Annotated in this window: 12 protein-coding genes and 1 CRISPR repeat array; of the genes, 11 read left to right on the plus strand and 1 reads right to left on the minus strand. The window is 66.6% G+C overall.

The window, feature by feature from the left end:
- Positions 1-255: 255 nt before the first annotated feature.
- The 5 genes from cas2e (at position 256) to ACIQMJ_RS40480 (ending at position 4,751) form a co-directional block, all read left to right on the plus strand.
- On the plus strand, positions 256-609 hold the full coding sequence (cas2e, locus tag ACIQMJ_RS40460) for a type I-E CRISPR-associated endoribonuclease Cas2e (RefSeq protein ID WP_499766318.1): 354 nt from the start codon (positions 256-258) through the stop codon (positions 607-609).
- Between the two features lie 179 nt (positions 610-788).
- Positions 789-1,610: direct repeats of the CRISPR family, unit length 28 nt; unit sequence ATCTTCCCCGCGCGAGCGGGGGTGGTCC.
- 1,023 nt (positions 1,611-2,633) lie between these two features.
- Positions 2,634-2,951, plus strand: a complete 318-nt coding sequence (locus tag ACIQMJ_RS40465) for a hypothetical protein (RefSeq protein ID WP_499766319.1) — start codon at positions 2,634-2,636, stop codon at positions 2,949-2,951.
- Positions 2,948-3,574 (plus strand): helix-turn-helix domain-containing protein, encoded by a 627-nt coding sequence (locus ACIQMJ_RS40470; protein WP_499766320.1) that lies wholly within the window; start codon positions 2,948-2,950, stop codon positions 3,572-3,574. The genes ACIQMJ_RS40465 and ACIQMJ_RS40470 overlap by 4 nt, the downstream gene beginning before the upstream one ends.
- A complete protein-coding gene (locus ACIQMJ_RS40475; RefSeq protein WP_499766321.1) occupies positions 3,571-3,774 on the plus strand; it encodes a hypothetical protein in 204 nt (67 codons plus the stop codon). Before ACIQMJ_RS40470 ends, ACIQMJ_RS40475 begins: the two co-directional genes overlap by 4 nt.
- Positions 3,774-4,751: a hypothetical protein gene (locus ACIQMJ_RS40480; RefSeq protein WP_499766322.1), complete on the plus strand. Its 978-nt coding sequence runs from the start codon at positions 3,774-3,776 to the stop codon at positions 4,749-4,751. The genes ACIQMJ_RS40475 and ACIQMJ_RS40480 overlap by 1 nt, the downstream gene beginning before the upstream one ends.
- 528 nt (positions 4,752-5,279) lie before the next feature.
- Here ACIQMJ_RS40480 and ACIQMJ_RS40485 read toward each other — a convergent pair.
- The gene (locus ACIQMJ_RS40485) at positions 5,280-5,693 is read right to left on the minus strand and encodes a very short patch repair endonuclease (protein ID WP_499766323.1); all 414 of its coding nucleotides are present in this window, start codon (positions 5,691-5,693) and stop codon (positions 5,280-5,282) included.
- Positions 5,694-6,275: 582 nt separating this feature from the next.
- On the opposite strand from ACIQMJ_RS40485, the gene ACIQMJ_RS40490 reads away from it, so the two are divergent.
- From ACIQMJ_RS40490 to ACIQMJ_RS40515, 6 genes are all read left to right on the plus strand, one after another.
- Positions 6,276-6,881: a vWA domain-containing protein gene (locus ACIQMJ_RS40490; RefSeq protein WP_499766324.1), complete on the plus strand. Its 606-nt coding sequence runs from the start codon at positions 6,276-6,278 to the stop codon at positions 6,879-6,881.
- 80 nt (positions 6,882-6,961) lie between these two features.
- Positions 6,962-8,287, plus strand: a complete 1,326-nt coding sequence (locus ACIQMJ_RS40495) for a protein kinase domain-containing protein (protein WP_499766325.1) — start codon at positions 6,962-6,964, stop codon at positions 8,285-8,287.
- Positions 8,277-11,588: a DEAD/DEAH box helicase gene (locus tag ACIQMJ_RS40500; RefSeq protein ID WP_499766326.1), complete on the plus strand. Its 3,312-nt coding sequence runs from the start codon at positions 8,277-8,279 to the stop codon at positions 11,586-11,588. Before ACIQMJ_RS40495 ends, ACIQMJ_RS40500 begins: the two co-directional genes overlap by 11 nt.
- 109 nt (positions 11,589-11,697) lie before the next feature.
- A complete protein-coding gene (locus ACIQMJ_RS40505; protein ID WP_499766327.1) occupies positions 11,698-13,095 on the plus strand; it encodes a hypothetical protein in 1,398 nt (465 codons plus the stop codon).
- Positions 13,085-15,514 carry an AAA family ATPase gene (locus tag ACIQMJ_RS40510; RefSeq protein WP_499766328.1) on the plus strand — a complete coding sequence of 810 codons (2,430 nt, stop codon included), beginning with the start codon at positions 13,085-13,087 and terminating at the stop codon, positions 15,512-15,514. Before ACIQMJ_RS40505 ends, ACIQMJ_RS40510 begins: the two co-directional genes overlap by 11 nt.
- A complete protein-coding gene (locus tag ACIQMJ_RS40515) occupies positions 15,511-17,478 on the plus strand; it encodes a hypothetical protein (RefSeq protein ID WP_499766329.1) in 1,968 nt (655 codons plus the stop codon). Before ACIQMJ_RS40510 ends, ACIQMJ_RS40515 begins: the two co-directional genes overlap by 4 nt.
- The last annotated feature ends 207 nt before the right edge of the window (positions 17,479-17,685 follow it).

Below are 17,685 nucleotides of genomic sequence, written 5' to 3' on the forward strand. Positions count from 1 at the left end.
GACCGCCTGGCCCTGGCCGGACATCAGCACCACGATCGCCCGCCGCAGCCGTACGGGATCCTTCGCGGTCCTGGTGATCCGTTGGATCTTCCGGCGTTCCTCCATCGACAAGGGCCTGACGAACACGCTTGGTCGACGAGCCACAACCACCTCCCGCACTCGACATGCGGGACCAGCCTGACCGATCAGGCCACAGGACCGATTACCGGGTCAACCCTCCGAGACACGCCGCTACCACGACCAGAACGACGACCTGTGACCGTCATCGTCGCCGCCTGCCCCGCCGGACTCCGCGGCGACCTCACCCGCTGGCTCCTCGAAATCTCCCCCGGCGTCTTCGTCGGCAAAGTCAGCAAACGCGTCCGCGACCTCATGTGGGCACGGGTCGTCGACATGGTCCGCACCGGACGCGCCATCATGGTCCACCACGCCGACAACGAACAAGGACTCGACTCCAAGGTCCACCACCACACCTGGCACCCCGTCGACTACGACGGCATCCAACTCATGCTCCGCCCCGCCGACCCACAACCCGACGACACCACCCCCGCACCCGACGGCAAGAACTGGAGCACAGCAGCCCGCCGACGCCGCTACGGCAAACGCTGACTCCAGCACCACCCGGCATCCCTCACCGCCGGACAACGCGTCCGGAGCCGCCCACCAAGACCACCGCGAGCCCTGACGCGAGGAATGCTCACTTCTGAGCTACCTGGTCTTCCATGCGCTTCCCGAGCAAACCGATGCCAGAATCGACTCGGGCTCCGTAACGTGCCTGGCCAGGAAGTATCTTCCCCGCGCGAGCGGGGGTGGTCCGTCCTGACCAATCAGGAGGGGTTCAAGGCTCCGATCTTCCCCGCGCGAGCGGGGGTGGTCCCGGGCCGGTGGCCTCGGCGACGACGCCGCGCTCATCTTCCCCGCGCGAGCGGGGGTGGTCCCCAGGGTCGCTGGCGGCTCACGGGCGGGCCGACATCTTCCCCGCGCGAGCGGGGGTGGTCCCCAGGGTCGCTGGCGGCTCACGGGCGGGCCGACATCTTCCCCGCGCGAGCGGGGGTGGTCCTCCCGCCCAGTAGGCGGCGGTGTCGATGCCCCGATCTTCCCCGCGCGAGCGGGGGTGGTCCCTCACCGGCCTCAGCCGCGTCACCATCGACCGAATCTTCCCCGCGCGAGCGGGGGTGGTCCCTCACGGCCGAACCCAGGACGCTGAACCGGGTGATCTTCCCCGCGCGAGCGGGGGTGGCCCCCTGCTCACCTTGAACTGAACCCGTCCAGTCTGATCTTCCCCGCGCGAGCGGGGTGGTCCCCCGGTCGACTTGGAACAGCAGATCCTCCAGGTGATCTTCCCCGCGCGAGCGGGGGTGGTCCCACGGTCATCGTCGGCGGGGTGCTGCTGGCACCATCTTCCCCGCGCGAGCCGGGGTGGTCCGCCGGTGACGTCCGAGACGATGTCCCGCCGGGTATCTTCCCCGCGCGAGCGGGGGTGGTCCCCGGTGGGGGTCCACGCCCCTCGGGGCGGGGCGATCTTCCCCGCGCGAGCGGGGGGTGGCCCCACGATCGTGTCGATGACGTTGAAAGGCCCGTTATCTTCCCCGCGCGAGCGGGGGTGGTCCCCGCAGCGTCCACCCGGACACGTGGCCCGGGTCGCCTTCCCCGCGCGAGCGGGGGTCCGGGATGCCGTTCCGCCCGCCCGCGCCGTCGGACGTCTTCCCCGCGCGCGCGGGGTGGTCCCGGGACGTAGCGGCGGACGTCGTGTGGTGCGATGTCTTCCCGCGCCAGCTGGGTGATTCCCTGGTGGCGAAGCCTCAGCGCGACGCGTACGCGTCTTCCTCGCCCGAGCGGGGGTGGTCCCAGCCCCAGCCCACGTACCAAATCCGGATCGAAGTCTTCCCGCGCGAGCGGGGTGGTCCTGCTCGAGCGGCGTCGTCGCCGAAGGCGCGCCTGTCTTCCTCGCGCGAGCAGGGGCGGCCCCTGGCCCGGCCGATTGCCGCGCTTGTCCTGCTGTGTCTTACCCTCGCGAGCGGGGGTCCGGTCACGGCGTCCCACAGTCGGCAGTCCATAGGTGACGTCACGTGGCCGCGCCAGCCCCCGTCCCCAAAGCGCAGCGACAGCCCGCGATCCGCGCAAGGATGCGTCGGTTCACGCAGCGCAGTCATTGGTACCGGCAGGTCAGGGCCGGCTCGGAGCGGTCGGCGCAGGTTGACGCCGGTTCACGCCAACGGGTGATGTTTAGCGTCGGTTGGCCGGATTCACCCATTCGGGACGACCCCATTTGGCGTTGGTCAAAGATCTGGAGCGGGCCGCTCCTGATTTCGCTCCTAAACAGCGTTCACCAAAATCACAAAGTTACCGGTTCGTGACCAAATGAAGATCGACACCAGCGCACGAAAAAGCCCGCTGACCTGGGCAATCATCCAGATCGAGCGGGCTTCTTCAGACCGTTGGGACGACAGGATTTGAACCTGCGACCCCTTGACTCCCAGCGGGACAAGGGGTGTCCACAGTGGTTCGTTCAGGTCCGTTGCGACTGGTCGAGTCCGGCGGCAGTCCAGGTCAGGGCCTCCATTCCGGCCCCGTCTAACAGGTTCGTGAGACGCCTGTGAGACGGGACCCGAGCACCAGAGGTCCTGTTCACGATGAGCACCACCCCCTTCAACGCGCCCAATCCAGCGTCCCTCGCGCCACTCCGGCGTCCGCCGTGCCGCATCCGTCCACCGTTCAATATGGACGGTCCTGTACCCATCGGCGACCAGCAGCCCGGCGAGCCCGCCGACGAATGGCTCGCTCGTCGGCACGCCGACCGCGTCGCCGCGCTCCTTGAGCCGCTCGACGGCGTCCAACTGGGCGAGCACGACCGACGCGTCATCGAGTGGCTGGCCGACTGGGAAACCTCGGTGGTCGGCACCGTCACTAGCATCCTCTACCGCGCCCGCACCGCAGGCGGTGCCTGGTGAGCATCGAGGCCATCGACTGGGCACTCAACCACGCCCCCATCCCCACCGACCGCAAGGACGCCTCGACGCTGGCGATCACGCTGATCGCACTCGCCAACCACGCCGGTCCTGACGGCCGTGACGCCTTCCCTTCGGTCGAGCGGATGATGCGCTACACCCGACTGTCCAGGCGGACCATCCAACGTTCGCTGCGCTCCCTGGAGGAGCTGGGCCTGATCCGCTCGGGCAACACGCGCGTGCGCGACGCCAAGATCCCGGAGGCCAACGCACGGCCACAGGTCTACGACCTCGTCCTGTCCGCGAAGTTGTCCACAGCCTCGGACCAGGGGCGTCAGGACGACGCCCCACTGACCAGCAGGGGGCGTCAGCAGAAGCGTCTGGGGGCGTCACCAGAGACCAGCAGGGGCGTCACCACGACGCCCAAACCGTCCTTTAACCGTCCAAGAAACCGTCCTACGCCGAGCGCGCCCGATGGGCGCTCGGCGGTGCGGCCGGTGTGTGGCCACTGCGATGCTCGCGATTCCGACCCGGTCTCTGCTCGCGTGGTGTGGCTGGACGAGGACCGCACACGCTCAACGCCATGTCCGCGCTGCGCGCCGCAGCGAAGCGGGGGTGCCCGATGAGCCGCGTGCACCTCACCTACACCGAGCCAGCCACCCTGGCGCACCCCGGCGGCTGGACCTCCCCCGCGCACTGTCTGGAGAACCGGGAGGCCGCAGAGCGGCTGAGGGGCGCGACCAACCTGTTGTCCGGCCGCAGCGCCGCCGCGCGCCGCACCTGGCGCATCGTGGACTGCCCCGGCGGGAACTGCGGGGTGCGGTGATGAGCACCCTCATCCCCTTCCCCGAGCCGAGCGACGAGGATGTGCAGCGCGCCGTGGCCGAGGTGGAGAGGTACGTCGCCGGGCTGGCCCCGGCCGTGCCGGACCCGGCTCCGGTCGTCGTGCCGCCGGCCACCAGGCGGGTCCGGGAGTTGCGCGCCGAGGTGGACGAGGCGCACGCGCTGCTGGAGTTGCAGGCCGACGCCGCACCGCTGCTGCTCGACACCGACCGGGTGCGCCGCAGCCGCAAACGCGCCGCCGAGGCCACCCGACTGCACGCGCTGGCCCAGGACCCGGCGGCCCGCGCCTGGCAGGCGGCGCGGGTGCGCCTGGTGCTCACCGTCGTGGCCCTGGTCGGCGCGCTGGGCTGGTCCACCACGGGCGTGCACCACACCCTGACCCGGTCGATGACCGAGCGGGGCGCGGCGTGGTGGGGCGCGTGGGCGGTGGAGCCGGTGATCTCTGCGGTGCTGCTGGTGATCGTCGGCGCGCGGGCGTTCCTGGCGACCCGCGGCCGGACGCTGCGGCACCGGCACCTGACCGCGGTCGAGTACGGGGCGCTCGCGGTGACGCTCACGCTGAACGTGTGGCCGTACCTGCCGTGGGTGTCGGTGCCGTGGGCGCGGTTCGACCCGATGCAGCTCCTCGCCCACGCCATCGGCCCGCTGGTCGCGGTCGGCGCGGTGGCGGTGCTGCCGGTGATCTGGTCGGTGTTCGCGGCCCTGGACCACGGCCTGGCGGTAAGCCCTACCGCCGCCCCTACCGGCGCGGAGTACAGGCACAACGTCCCCGACACGGCGGTGGCGAACCACAGGGCTACCGACGACCGGGTGGCCCTACTGGTGGACCGGGCCCGGCGGTTGATCGCCGCTGGCCGGTTGCCCGCCGACCCGTCCGCGACCCGACTCCGGGAGGCGCTGGGGTGCGGCACCGACACGGCCCGCGAGGTCCGCGACGTCCTGCGCAAGGGGACTGTATGAGCATGACCGTGCAAAAGGGCGAGAAGACCAGCGAGCTGATCCCATTCCCGAACGCCGCCCGTGCTCACCAGAGCGGGCCCGGGGTGATGCACGCGGCGAGAGATGTCCCCCGTGCCGCTCAGCGAGCTGATCACCAGGATCGAGTACCGATCACGAACTCAAGAGCGGTCCTGCACGTCCTCGCCGAACACCAATCATGTCGCTGATGCTCTCGCCAGACGGCACGCACCGCTGCCAGCGGGCTTCGCCGGGTTGAGCGCACTCCACACCGCACAGGCGATGGCGTGCTCACGAGCGTCCACGTGAGCGAGGAACAGGACTTCGAGGCGTTGAACATCCACCCGCCTCACCGTGCCCGTGGACCACCGACCACGCGATTCCCCGCCTGGGTGGGGTGGATGGGCAATGCGACCGCTGGTCCCGGTGAGCGGCCTCAACAGCAGTCCACCAACGAGTCAGGGGTCAACAGGCGGCGAACTGATCTCATTCCCATCTCCGCCTCGCTCCCGCTGGGCGCGAGGCGGTAGGTCAATCACCAGGGCGAGTCGGATCACCTGCTGACCGTGCGGTGCGCGTTGCGACGAGCCCGAGCACGCGCTCCGCCGCCTCCGCGGGGTCTTCGTGCTCCCACACCCTGACCACCAACCACCCGGCCTTGGTCAACTGGGCGTCCGTGTCGCGGTCGCGCAACACAACGCCCCGCAGCTTCAGCCGCCACCACGTGCGGTTGGCCCGCGGGAGTTGGCCGTGCACCGGGCAGGAGTGCCAGAAGCAACCATCGACGAACAGTGCAATGCGGGCACCGCGCAGCAGGATGTCGACACGCCTGCGACGGTCCGTTCCAGGCGGTGCGCGGTCCACGACGAAGCGCAGTCCCCGGCGATGAAGCGCACTGCGCAGCGCCAACTCCGGCTTCGTTCCCGACCTCTTCATGCGCCGCATCACCTTGGCCGTGGCTGGACTTGTCGCAGGAGGAGGCGGTCCCGGGTCCAAGTAGCTGTACACAGCCCCAGGTTGCCATTGACCTCCGACAACTCCGCTCACCGATTTGTCACACCACACGCGTAGACTGGAGCCATATCAGCCCAGGAATCACGCCACCTAGACCAACTGGGAAATTACCGCCTATGACCTCGCCCAATAATCGGACTCAATTCCAAGGTCGACGGCCGGAATTTTGCACACCCCCAATAAGAACAACACTCACATTGCCGGACCGGAAGGACTCGCAGGTTCGACACAACAAGGAATCGAGCTTGTCGTACCATACCACCACTCGATCCGCACCAGATGCCCTGAACAGTCTAGTCGGTTCTACGCAGAGTAGAACCGCAAGACTGAAGCCTGCCCATGTCTTGACAACCGAGCACAACAGGTTGCAAGCTGGACGGCTTTGACCACACAGAAGTCGAACAACCGATTCAGAGGGGAACAAGGGTGGACAACTCGCCGAGCGGAACCGATCCGGTGAGCGGTGCGTCTTCACCACGCTTGTCGGGCAGCACCCGACGGGCACCGAGACCGATGCCCGTCATCGTGCTGGCCGACGTCAGCGGCAGCATGCAGGGCGAGAAGATAGCGCAGCTCAACAGCAGCATCGCGATGATGTTCCGCACTTTTGCGGCTGAAGATTCCGTTCGTGGCCAGATCTGTGCCGCCGTCATCACGTTCGGCGGTGAGAACGCCGTACTCCACCAAGCGATGACACCGGCTGGCCAGCTGGATTGGACGGACATGGTGGCGGGCGGGCGCACTCCTCTGGGGCATGCTTTGCAGTTGGCCACGAGCATGCTGGAAGACTCGGAGCAGGTGCCTGTGCGCGCTTTTCCAGCGACTCTGGTCCTCGTGTCCGACGGAGCACCTACTGACGACTGGGAGGAGCCGCTCGCGGTTCTCCTCGAGAGCAGGAACGGACGATCCGCGCTCAGGTTGTCAGTCGGCATCGGAGTGGACCGCACCAGCGAGGCTCAGCGCGTACTGGAGTCCTTCAGCACGCCGGGGAAGCCGGTGATGACCACCGAGCGTGCCCACGAGATCGCCTCCAACTTCCGTTGGGTCACGGCGACCGTGACCGGGCAACTGCACGAGAGGACCGGGCAGCGGGCCGTCCAGCTGGAGGACTTGGCCTGACCATGTCGGCCTCCAACACTGACTCCGCGTTCAAGTGGCCCTCTGAAGTCCGCGGTCGCAGCGGTCACAACCTGAGGCTCGTGACCGACACACCCCTTGGCCAGGGCGGCGAGGGCATTGTGTTCCGCACCGACAACGACCAGCTCGCGGTGAAAATCCTCGCGCACACGTCCGAGGAGTCCACCGAAGACGTAGCTCGCAAACTGGACCGGCTCAGGTGGCTCCCCTTGGAGGACGTGCCGATCTGCCGTCCCCTGGAACCGCTCGCGGCACCCCACTACGGCTACGTCATGGAACTCCTCCACGACATGGTTGCCTGGAGAACCATCTGCAACGCCCCCGATCAAAACATTAAGGAGTGGTACGCCGACCAGGGCGGACTGCTCCGTCGCCTGATCCTGCTGGCTCGCTGCGCCGAGATCCTTAGCACGTTGCACGAACGTGGCATCGTTTACGGCGATGTATCTCCCGGCAACATCCTGATCTCCACCAAAACCGACTTCAACGAGGTGTGGTTGATCGACGCGGACAACCTGCAAACCGAGAGCAACATCGCCGAAAAGCCGCTGGCCACCCCCGACTACACCGCTCCGGAACTGCTGCGGCGCCACAGCGGAAACACAGCTTCATCGGACATGCACTCATTCGCCGTCATCGCGTACGAGACCCTCACGACAAATCACCCCTTGTACGGCGACTACGTGCTGGATGGACCATTTGAGTACGAGGACGATGCCCAATACGGCCGCATCCCGTGGGTCGACCACAGCTCCGACGACCGCAACAGAACCACTTCCGGCTTCCCGGCGCTGGAGGTCACCACTACTGGGTTGCGCGAACTGTTCGCCCGCACCTTCGAAGCCGGGATGACAGATCCACGTGCACGTCCCTCTGCGGGCGAGTGGGCCGATGCCCTGTGGACTGCCGTCGCACGCACCGTGCGGTGCGAGGCATGCCCCCAGACATACTTCGTGGCCTCGCCGACCTGCCCGTGGTGCGGAGGGGCACGTCCTGCTGTGCTGGTGGTGACGGTAGACGAACGCCTCCCCAGATTGGGCGAGTTCCCATCTGTCGTGCTGGCCAGGAAGGAGCGGACGACCGTCCTTCAACAAGGTGTGGAGCTCTTTATCAGAGAGCGGACGACCCACCTCGCGCCGAGTCAGGCCGACCGACCGGTGCTCGCCATGAGGTGGGACGGTGGCGAGACCATCCACATGCGCAACCTGGGCACGACGGTGATCCGACGCGTGCCCCCCAAAGGCGGCAACGGGATGCAGTTCTTCCCCGGTGCGAAAGCAAAAGACAACGCCCGCGCACCTTGGAGCCTGCACTTCGGCAGCGAGCACCAACCGCACCGCATTCTGCACATCAGCCCCGCTTCGATCGGGGGCAGGAGTGCTGGCTGAGCAGCTAACCATCGGGGAATCGCGGTTGGTCGAGGTCCGCCTCGCCGGAAACCGCCCCATGCCGAAGTTGTTCTCGGACATCGCTAGCAACAGGCAGGTGCCCCGGGAAGTAACCGTGTCGGTTGTGAACGGCGGGCTGGTCGTGGAATCCCCACACCAGCCCCCGACGCCGGTCGAGGCCGACAGCGACGTGGTCGACCTCTTCAGGACATCGGGTCGGGTTGTCGTCACGTGGATCACCCACGTGACGCGATCGAGGGTGGTCGGTCTTCAGTGCCACGCCTTCGCCGAAGCACAAGTCCCCGGCAGGCTGGTGATATCGATCGAGGACGCGGTTGCCGAACAAGCCAGGACAGCGGCCCGCTCCTACACCACCGACTTCCAGGAGGTGGCGAACTGGCTCGTCAGCGAGTTCACACTCCCCCCTCTGGAGAACGGCGGCCTGCAGAGGGTCGTGCACACCAGCGGTCCGGGCGGAACCGACGGGGTGAGCCTCGCCTCGGGCTTCCGGATGCACGGACGGCGTTGGGTCGCCGACGTCGTCGTGCGGGATGACCGACTACGCATCGTACGCATGACGGACGCGGCGAACAGGTCCGATGTCCGCTGGCCGCGGATCAGCACCGTCGACGTGGAGTTCGTCGACCGGACGTCCGGCGCCATCGCTTCCGAGGCTATCCGTGCCGCGCTCGCCGGGCTCGATCCGAGTGGGCAGTCCTACCTGGAGCTGTGGAACGACTACAACGAGATCGAGCGGGAGTCTCTGCTCGACGAGGCCAGGATGCTCGGGTGGGCCAGGTACCGCAGCTGCACCGTCCACACGGCCGGGCGGTGGCGTTTCGACCTCATCGAGGGGAGCCAGAGCGAGGCATTCCTCGCAGGGCTGGCCCAGACCACGTCCAAGATCGAGCTGGAGAGTTCCGGATTGCTCCCCGCAGAGTTCGCGGGCGGCAGGGGCGGACGGGTGCATGCGGTGCACGGCACGGTCGCGGAGGTCGGCGTGTCCGATCGGACAGTGTTCCTGGCGATCGATGAAGACCGGATTCCGGATCCGAGCGGATACCTCTACAAGTCGCTGACCGGTGATCGGACCCGGCTCGCCCGGCGTGACGAGGCCCGGGAACGGATTGAGAACAACCACGCCGAGATGCCGGAGTTGCGACTCCTACTCGAAGGCGCGCCCATCCCCCGTTCGCCGCGCGAGTTCAAGGACGCGAAGCGGGTTCTCAACGCCGCGGTTAGGGCGGTGTTCGGCGACAACGAGCCGACGCGCACCCAGCTGGACGCGCTGCGAATGGCAGTGGAGACCCCCGACATCCTGTTGGTCCAAGGACCGCCCGGCACCGGGAAAACCCAGTTCATCACCGCACTCCTGGCCTGCCTCGACCGGTTCGGTGATCGCACGCTCCCCATGAACCGCACGCTGATCAGCAGTTTTCAGCACACCGCCGTCGACAACGTGTCGGGACGCGCTCGACACCACGGTCTGCCACCGACCAGGGTGAGTCCGTGGCGCGACGTCAACCTTGCGAACGTGCGCGAGTGGCGCGATGAGATCCTCGTCGAGGTCGACTCCTACCTGGCCGAGCACCGACCAGAGGTCATCGCGCGAGACACCGCGGTTCGGGTGCGGCGCATGACGTCCGCTTATCACACCCAGCCGACGAACGACGCCGACCTCGTTGATCTGCTTCGAGCGGTGCGGGACGCCGCCAAGGACGTCCTGTCACCGACCCTGCTGAGCAGGCTGGACAGGATGCGGGCCGAGGTGGTCGCTCGGTCGCGGTTCACCGCAGCGCTACCCGAGGCCGAGCGCCTCGAAGCGGCGGGGGTGATCCGGTCGCTGCGCGTCACCGGGGTGGCGTTCGACGACGACGGCCCCGACCGGGCGGAGTTCGCACTTCGAGCACTGGACCGGTTCGGCCTGCTCGACGCTCCTGGGCGTGACGTGTTGCACTCGGCGGCCACGGCTACCCGCGCCGAGCCGGGATTGCTCTCGGACCTGGCGGCACTCCGAGGGGAGCTCCTGGACCGGTTGCGATCCGGACTCATGATCGGCCGTACTCCGACCTACGACCCCGATGTCGATTCGCTCCTGCAGGACGTCGCAGACGCCGTGGACGAGGCGCACGCCGAATCCGGCGATGGCGTCGACGACGTCCTCCATGCCTACCGGGAGGCGCTCCAGCAGGACCTCGGTCTGGTGGAGGACACCCTCACGCGGTACAACGCCGTGCTGGCCGCCACCGTGCAGCAGGCCAAGTCAGACGAGATGAGTCGGATCCTCGACGCACCGCTGCCGGTGTTCGACACGGTGATCGTGGACGAGGCCGCAAGGGCCAACCCGCTGGACCTCATGATCCCGCTCTCCTGCGCGCGCAAGCGGATCATCCTCGTCGGTGATCACAAACAGCTCCCCCACGCCCTGGAGCAGAAAGTCGAACGAGAACTCCAACGAAACCGCGGCCTCGGTGGCTCCGCACTGACGAAGAGCCTGTTCGAGCGGTGGTTCGACACCTTCTCGGCCGAGCGCCCGGCTATTCGGACCATTCGACTCGACATGCAGTTCCGCATGCATGAGGCGCTCGGGCGGTTCGTCAGCCGGACCTTCTACGGGGGACCGGACGTGATCTCCTCCCACCCGTCAACCGCTGAGCTGACGCACCGCCTCGGCGATTACGCGGGCAAGGTCGCGGCCTGGATCGATGTGCCGAACAGCAGTGGCGGTGAGACGCGCGTGGGCACCAGCCGTGCCCGCCAAGTGGAGGCGATTCGCCTCGCTGCCGAGCTGCGCGACCTCGCCGCGTTGGACAGCGAACGGAGGATGACGTTCGGTGTCATCACGTTCTACAAGGCCCAGCAGGTGGAAATCGAGGAACAGCTCATCAACGTCGGCCTCGGGTGGAAAGACGACCAAGACCAGTTCCAGCCCGTCTCTTCGATGGCCTTCACCTCGGGTGGTCGCCCCCGCCCCAGGCTCAGCGTGGGCACGGTCGACGCCTTCCAGGGGATGGAGTTCGACGTCGTGCTGCTCTCTGTGACCCGCAGCAGTGAGCCAGCTCGGGATTCCGGCGACCACGCGGAGGCCGTCCGCCGCTACGGACACCTCCTGAGTGACAGCCGCATGTGCGTGGCGATGAGCAGGCAGCGGAGGCTCCTCATCGCCGTGGGTGACGCGGCCATGGCCCGCCGCGGAACCATGCCGGACGTGCCCGACAATCCAGGCCGCTCGGTGGCCGAGGGAATTGTCGGCTTCTTGGAGCTCTGCCAGGGGGTGGACGGTGCCGGCGTTCGGTCCTGACTCCCCGGTCCTCCTCCCTGCGCACGTCGACTACGCCGGAGCACAACGGTGGTTTCTCTGGCCAACGCTCCGCTACCGGGTTGTCTCACCGATGATGCGCGAGTCGGGGTTGAACGTGTTCCAGTCGGCCGTGCTCGGCCTAGCTCGTTCGGGGCTGCGCGAAACCGCTGACGTCGCCCGGCTGCTGAAGTTGGAGCCCGAACTCATCGAACTGGTCGTGTCAGACCTCAAGGCGTACCGGTACCTCGACCAGTACGGCGCGGTGACCGAGCCCGGACGAGCCGCACTGCGGGACGGTTTCGTCGATCCGACCTCCAACGTGGTCACCTACGTATTCCAAGACCTGTTCACCGGGAGCCTCTTGCCCATCGCCACGGCAGCTCCGGCATGGGTGAGATCAACGTGGTTGGACAGCAGGAACGTCCGGCTCAACCTCCGCACGACCGGTTCTCCGTTGACCAAGAACGCGTTCTCTGTCGACCTCGACAGCATCCGCGACGTCGAGCCACCTGGGGCAGAACAGATCCTGGAGACCGTTGCCAAGAGCACCAACTCCCGGCGGGACCGCGGGCGCCGGCGGCGGACAGCGGCGGTGCCGGACCGCATCGTGTCGCGGGTGTCCGTGGTCGGCAGCGGCGATCCCACCTACGTTCCGCTGGTCATACGTCTCGACAAGCGCCGGGACGACAACGTCGAAACCGTCAGCTGGTCGGCCTACAACACCATGACTGGTCAGTCGAGCAACTACCTGCGGCGATTGATCGCGACGAGAGCGCAGCACTCCGAGCCGCTGCGACAGCGGATCGAGAATTTCGTCGGCCGGCAGAGCGACTCGCTGTTGCAGGACTACGACCGCATGGATGTGGAGCTACGAAGGCAGTTCGGCGAGACGCTCGAAGCGCGTTTCACGATCCGCGTCCGCGAGCACCGCGTGCTGGTTGAGTTGCTCAGCCTCCTGGAGCGCGACGTGCTGCGCACCAGGCTTCAGGGAGACCACCAGACTGAAGTCAGCTCGGTGGTGCATCGAGCCTGGCAGGTTCATGAGTTCGTCCTGCGGGAGGTCGTGCTCCGGTACCCCGTACCGCCCTCAGCTCTGGATCACCAGAGCGACCCGCTAACGGGCTACCTCGGGAATTGCTGTCGGAAGCTCGGGATGCCGTTCTCCGAGCAAGCGCCGATCCGCAAGGCTGAGCGATCCAGCCTTCGCAAGAACATGGCACGACCACAACACGTCAACACACCCGTGCTCCTCGCTCTCTGCCTGCTGTCCGCTGTCCACGGCGGCGCCGACCACCCGTTCCGCAGACTGGCTCGCGCACACCCACGCCTGCTGTCCGAGCTGACTGCGTTGTCCCGTGATCGCAACGACAGCGCTCACAGCGGCCCGACCAGGCTCAACCAGGAATTCGCGGAATCCGCTTGGCGGTTGACGCAGGACACCGTCACGGCGTTCCTGGGCTTGCCTCTCCACACCACCACCGACAAGGAATCGATCGTTGTCCCGTAGCAAGAGCAAGAACAACGCGCGCAAACGCGCGAACCACGCCGCCTCCCAGTCCCGCCGGGGCTCGATGCCACCCAACTCAGCTGCCGCCAACGCCGCGGACGTGAAGATGATCCGCACGTTGACGAGCGAGCAGGACACCAGGCTCGTCGAAGTGGCGCAGGTAGAAGCACTGCCCCCACCAACGTGGTCGGAGAGCAATCCCGATGGATCGTTGCTACGGGCATTCGACGTCTTGGAGGACCGGCGCAAGTTCTACGAGCTGGCCGCAGCAGCTGCCGACGAGCGCGCGCGTACAGCCGATCAGCTCAAGGAGCAGCTGATCGAGCGGGAGCTGTCCATCGAGGCTGACCGGGAGAACACGGCGCAGGCCCTCGCAGAGGCGGAGAGACTGCGCGACCAGGCTGTCGAGAAGGTCGACGACCTGCGCGAACGCGAGGCGCACGTTCGCCAACTCGAAGAGGAAGCGAACGCGGATTTCCGCTCCGCTGCCGAAGCGGCACAAGCGGCCCTGGGCGAGGAGTTGGCCGAACGGCGTGCGAGGTTTGACGCGGAGTTGGCCGGAGAGCGCTCCAGGGCTGTCGAGCGGGTACAGGAGCATGAGGCTCTGCTGGAGGAACAGCGGAACAGCATGCTGGCGGAAATCGAACGTGCTCGGGACCACTTGAAGAGCGAGGAAGCCAAGCTGACGAAACGCCGAGATCAGATCGAGTTCGAACGGGGCGCTGTCCTCGGGCGGGAGATCGCTGTCGGCAAACGTGAGATGGAACTGGAAGCGGAGGTCCAGGCGCTTGCGGCTGCGGCGGTAGCCGAAGCCGAACGCGAGAAGCACCTGACCGCCGTGCGGGCGGAAGCGGCGGAGCAGCTGAACGCGGACCTCACCGAACGGCTAGGCGACCTCGAAAAGAGCCTGCTCAAACTCGGGAGCACTGACCCTGCTCACCTGCTGGACGAACTGGACCGCCTGCGTGCGGCCAACGCCGAACTGCGCGACCAACTCGCCGCACGGCTGGACGACGACGATCTGGCACGGCTGCGGCTGCTGGAGGAGCGCAATCGCGAGCTGAACTCGGAGCGTGAGCGCCTGTCCTACGAATTGCAACAGCTCAAGGGGAACGTACTGGCCAACAGCATCAACAACCTCAAGGTGCGACAGCTCGAAGAAGCCGAGCGCCATTACGAGGTCCTGTCCCGCGGGTACCAGGCTCGCATCACGGAACTTCAGGGCACCATCGAGAGCATCTACCAGGACCGACCCGACCCGCGTACGCCGCTGTTCCCGCAGTGCGTGGCCATGGACGACGATGCGATGCTGAACGATCCCGGCACGGTGCTCGACGAAGCGGTCGACCTGTCTGCGTTCGCCCGATCCCTTCAGTCGACGATGTTCCGGGAGAGCGAGCGCGCTTACCGCATCAACGACATCGCTGTATTCCTCGGTGGACTGGCGATGGCGCGCCTTCACTTGCTGGAGGGCATGAGCGGGATCGGTAAGACGTCCCTGCCCAAGGCATTCGCCGCAGCCCTGCACACCGATTGCGCGGTCGTCGAGGTCCAGGCGGGTTGGAGGGACCGGACGGACCTGTTCGGCCACCACAACACGTTCGAGCACAGGTTCGAAGAGAGCGATTTCCTCCAAGCGCTGTACCGGGCGACGACGCCTCGCTACCGGAATCGACCGTTCTTCATCGTCCTGGACGAGATGAACCTCTCCCGGCCTGAGCAGTACTTCTCGCTGATGCTGTCGAAGCTGGAGAACAACGACGGCAAGCCCATTCAATTGGTGAGTTCAAGCGCCGGACGGCCGCCCGCTCTGTTCGAGAACGGCATCGCGCTGCATCTGCCGGACAACGTGTGGTTCATCGGTACGGCGAACCAGGACGAGTCCACCCTCGAGTTCGCCGACAAGACCTACAATCGCGCTCATCTGATGGAGCTCCCTTCACACCGCCCCTGGGTACCGCGGCACAGCGGCAGCGTCCAGCCTTACTCGTTCGACTCGCTGCGCGACGCGTTCACCGAAGCGCAGGACAAGCACCAGAGCGCTGTCAAGAGCGTCCGGAAGTTGATCGAGGATCTGTCGGACGACCTTTGGGAACAAGGACGCGTCCAGATGAGCCCTCGCGTCGAGGAACAACTGCGGAAGTTCGTACCGGTTGTAGTCGCGGCGTGGGAGGGGAACCGCCCCAGGGAGTCCTTCGACTACGGCGACGCGGACCAGGACGGCTTGGCCCTAGCAGCCGACCACTTCCTCGCATACAAGGTGCTCCGCGCGATCAGAGGCAGGTTCGACGTGACGTCAGAACGCATCGAGGCGCTTCGCGAGACCGTTCTGCTGCACTGGGAAGCACACAGCATGTTGGGCCAACCGGTTCGGAGCACCCGCGTGTTCGAAGAGGAGCGCCGGCGGCGGGAGGGATGACGGTGCTGGAAGCGCACGACCGGTTGACTGGCCAACTCGACCGGGTTCACGAGCACCCGCTGCTCGGCAGGTACGTCGTCTCGCACGATGGAGGCGACCAGCCCGTGCCCGGTGACCAGGAGGGTCGCCCCGATCCCCTCGTCATGGCGGTGGTGATCGACATTATCGGTGGGCTGACGCACGGTGCCTCGTCCGAGAAGTGGCTGAGCGCCAACGTGTTCGTGCCGGACACGTCGACAAGGGCCGCGTTGACCACCCTCGACATCGCCGTGACGGAGAGGATCGGCGTGTTGACCGATGTCTGCCGACGTCCGGAGGAACGACTGGATCACGAAACCGTGCTGGTTCGCACGGGTCTGGCTCGTCGTGTGCCGCCTGCCGGACTCGCACGATTGGCGAGCCACTCGGAGGACTGGGGTGGGATCGAGCACGGCGAGTTGCAGCCGTTGCGGGTGCTGTCCGCGCGGTACGTCGATGACCTCGACTTCTACGAGAACCGCGTGGCAGCCCAACTGGTCGACCGGCTCGACGAGCACATGCGCAAACGGCTGCGCGAGCTGGCTCTCCTGGCTGCGGGTGTGGCCGATCTCGAGGAGTACGACCGAGCGCTCAGCAAGAGGCAGTCATGGCGCAAGCACGAACGCACAGCACGGCTAATCGCGGCAGCCGTGGAGGACCGCGACGCGTCCGCTGCCGTCATCCGCGAGAGCGCCGAGGCGCTCGCCAAGCGGCGGACCCGCCTCCGGATCCTGTTCGGTTCCCCGGTGATGCGCAGGGCGAACCGACGAGTCCGCCTACCCCTGCGCCTCGCCCGTACGAACCTGTTCGTCAACGAACGCCGCTACCGCAAGGTCGGCGAGCTGTGGGAAACGTGGGCAGTGCACGAATCGATCGTGGCGGAGCGCCGCCGTGAGGCTGATGCGGGCTTCTTCAGTGCCTACAACACCTACGTCGCGCTCCTGACCATCCGGTCGCTGATCATCCTGGGCTACACCGTTGAAGAGGACGCACCCTTGCCACGTCCCGGCGTGTTGATCCGCCTGAGCCGTAACGATGAAATGATCGCCTGCACGATCGACCGCACAGGTGTGATGACGATTTCCTCCCGGGACCATGCGTTGACGAAGGTGATCCCCCTCAGCCACGACCTCACGGCACCGGTTCCCGAGAGCACACGTCAACGGTGGATCGGCCAGGTCCACGACGCGGAGAATGTGATCACCGTCTACCCCGGAGTCCGTTCCGAACGCTTTCAGCTGTCCCCGGAGGTTCGAGCCGTCCTGCACTCGTCGCAGGGTGGGATCGTGCCGATCAGCCCTGTGGAAATCGAAGGCGAGGAACGCTTGGCCCGCGCGCTCCGCTGGCCGCTCCAAGGTATCCGCTACGTCTCCAGCTACCCCGTGACGATGTCCGTGCGCGCCAAGCTCCCCGACTCGGACTGGTACCGGATTGGTGCGCGAGGAACGGTGGAGGTCCTGCGGAGGCCAGACAGCGCAGAGTCCGTCGCGGTTGCGTCCGCGGACACCACCGGTCCGCCCCGAATGCGCAACACGAACGAGCCCTCCCATCTCGCCAGCCAACTCGCGGAAGTCGATCGCCGGCTAGCCATACTCGACACCTGCCCGTTGTGTCCCAACGGCCGCGCCAAGATCGTGCCGCGCGACCGCGACACGTTCCTCTGCCGCTGCAATTCGTGTTCTACGTCGTGGGGACTGAACCTCTGTGGTCACTGCGGTCAGCGGTACCCCTTCCTCTGGCCGCGTAACGCCGTCGTCGACCCGAGCGACGGTGACCGCCTCGACATGACAGCCGGCGCCGACCTGTTGTCCGAGCCGTGCACCGCATCGAACGAACAGCACGTTCCCCGCTTCCGCTGCTGCTGGTGCGACCACTGCAGCGGTGCTCCGAACTGCGGCTGCGTGCCACGTGCAGGTCACATGCGCACACCGCCGAAAGGATCATGAAATCGGAGGATTGCTTCTACCCAAGCTGCTAACCAGCTACAAAGGCATGGTGTCCATGCTGACCGATGTGACAGGTGAGGTTGTCCCCTTGAGCCGGACATCCTGATCCCAGACAGCGCTCTGGGGGAAGGACGTCTCCATGTCAGGCAAGTCGAAGTACCCGAGCTGTTCCACAGGGACGCCGTCGAGCTGGCCCGCTCGTCGCAC

The sequence above is a fragment of the Actinosynnema sp. NPDC091369 genome, assembly GCF_044757065.1.
Classification (GTDB): domain Bacteria; phylum Actinomycetota; class Actinomycetes; order Mycobacteriales; family Pseudonocardiaceae; genus Actinosynnema.

Bases quoted from the DNA above. Each gene is read 5' to 3' on its own strand.
- ACIQMJ_RS40465 (WP_499766319.1), top strand. From the start codon at position 2,634: ATGAGCACCACCCCCTTCAACGCGCCCAATCCAGCGTCCCTCGCGCCA.
- ACIQMJ_RS40475 (WP_499766321.1), top strand. From the start codon at position 3,571: ATGAGCCGCGTGCACCTCACCTACACCGAGCCAGCCACCCTGGCGCAC.
- ACIQMJ_RS40480 (WP_499766322.1), top strand. From the start codon at position 3,774: ATGAGCACCCTCATCCCCTTCCCCGAGCCGAGCGACGAGGATGTGCAG.
- ACIQMJ_RS40485 (WP_499766323.1), bottom strand. From the start codon at position 5,693: ATGCGGCGCATGAAGAGGTCGGGAACGAAGCCGGAGTTGGCGCTGCGC.
- ACIQMJ_RS40490 (WP_499766324.1), top strand. From the start codon at position 6,276: ATGCCCGTCATCGTGCTGGCCGACGTCAGCGGCAGCATGCAGGGCGAG.
- ACIQMJ_RS40515 (WP_499766329.1), top strand. From the start codon at position 15,511: ATGACGGTGCTGGAAGCGCACGACCGGTTGACTGGCCAACTCGACCGG.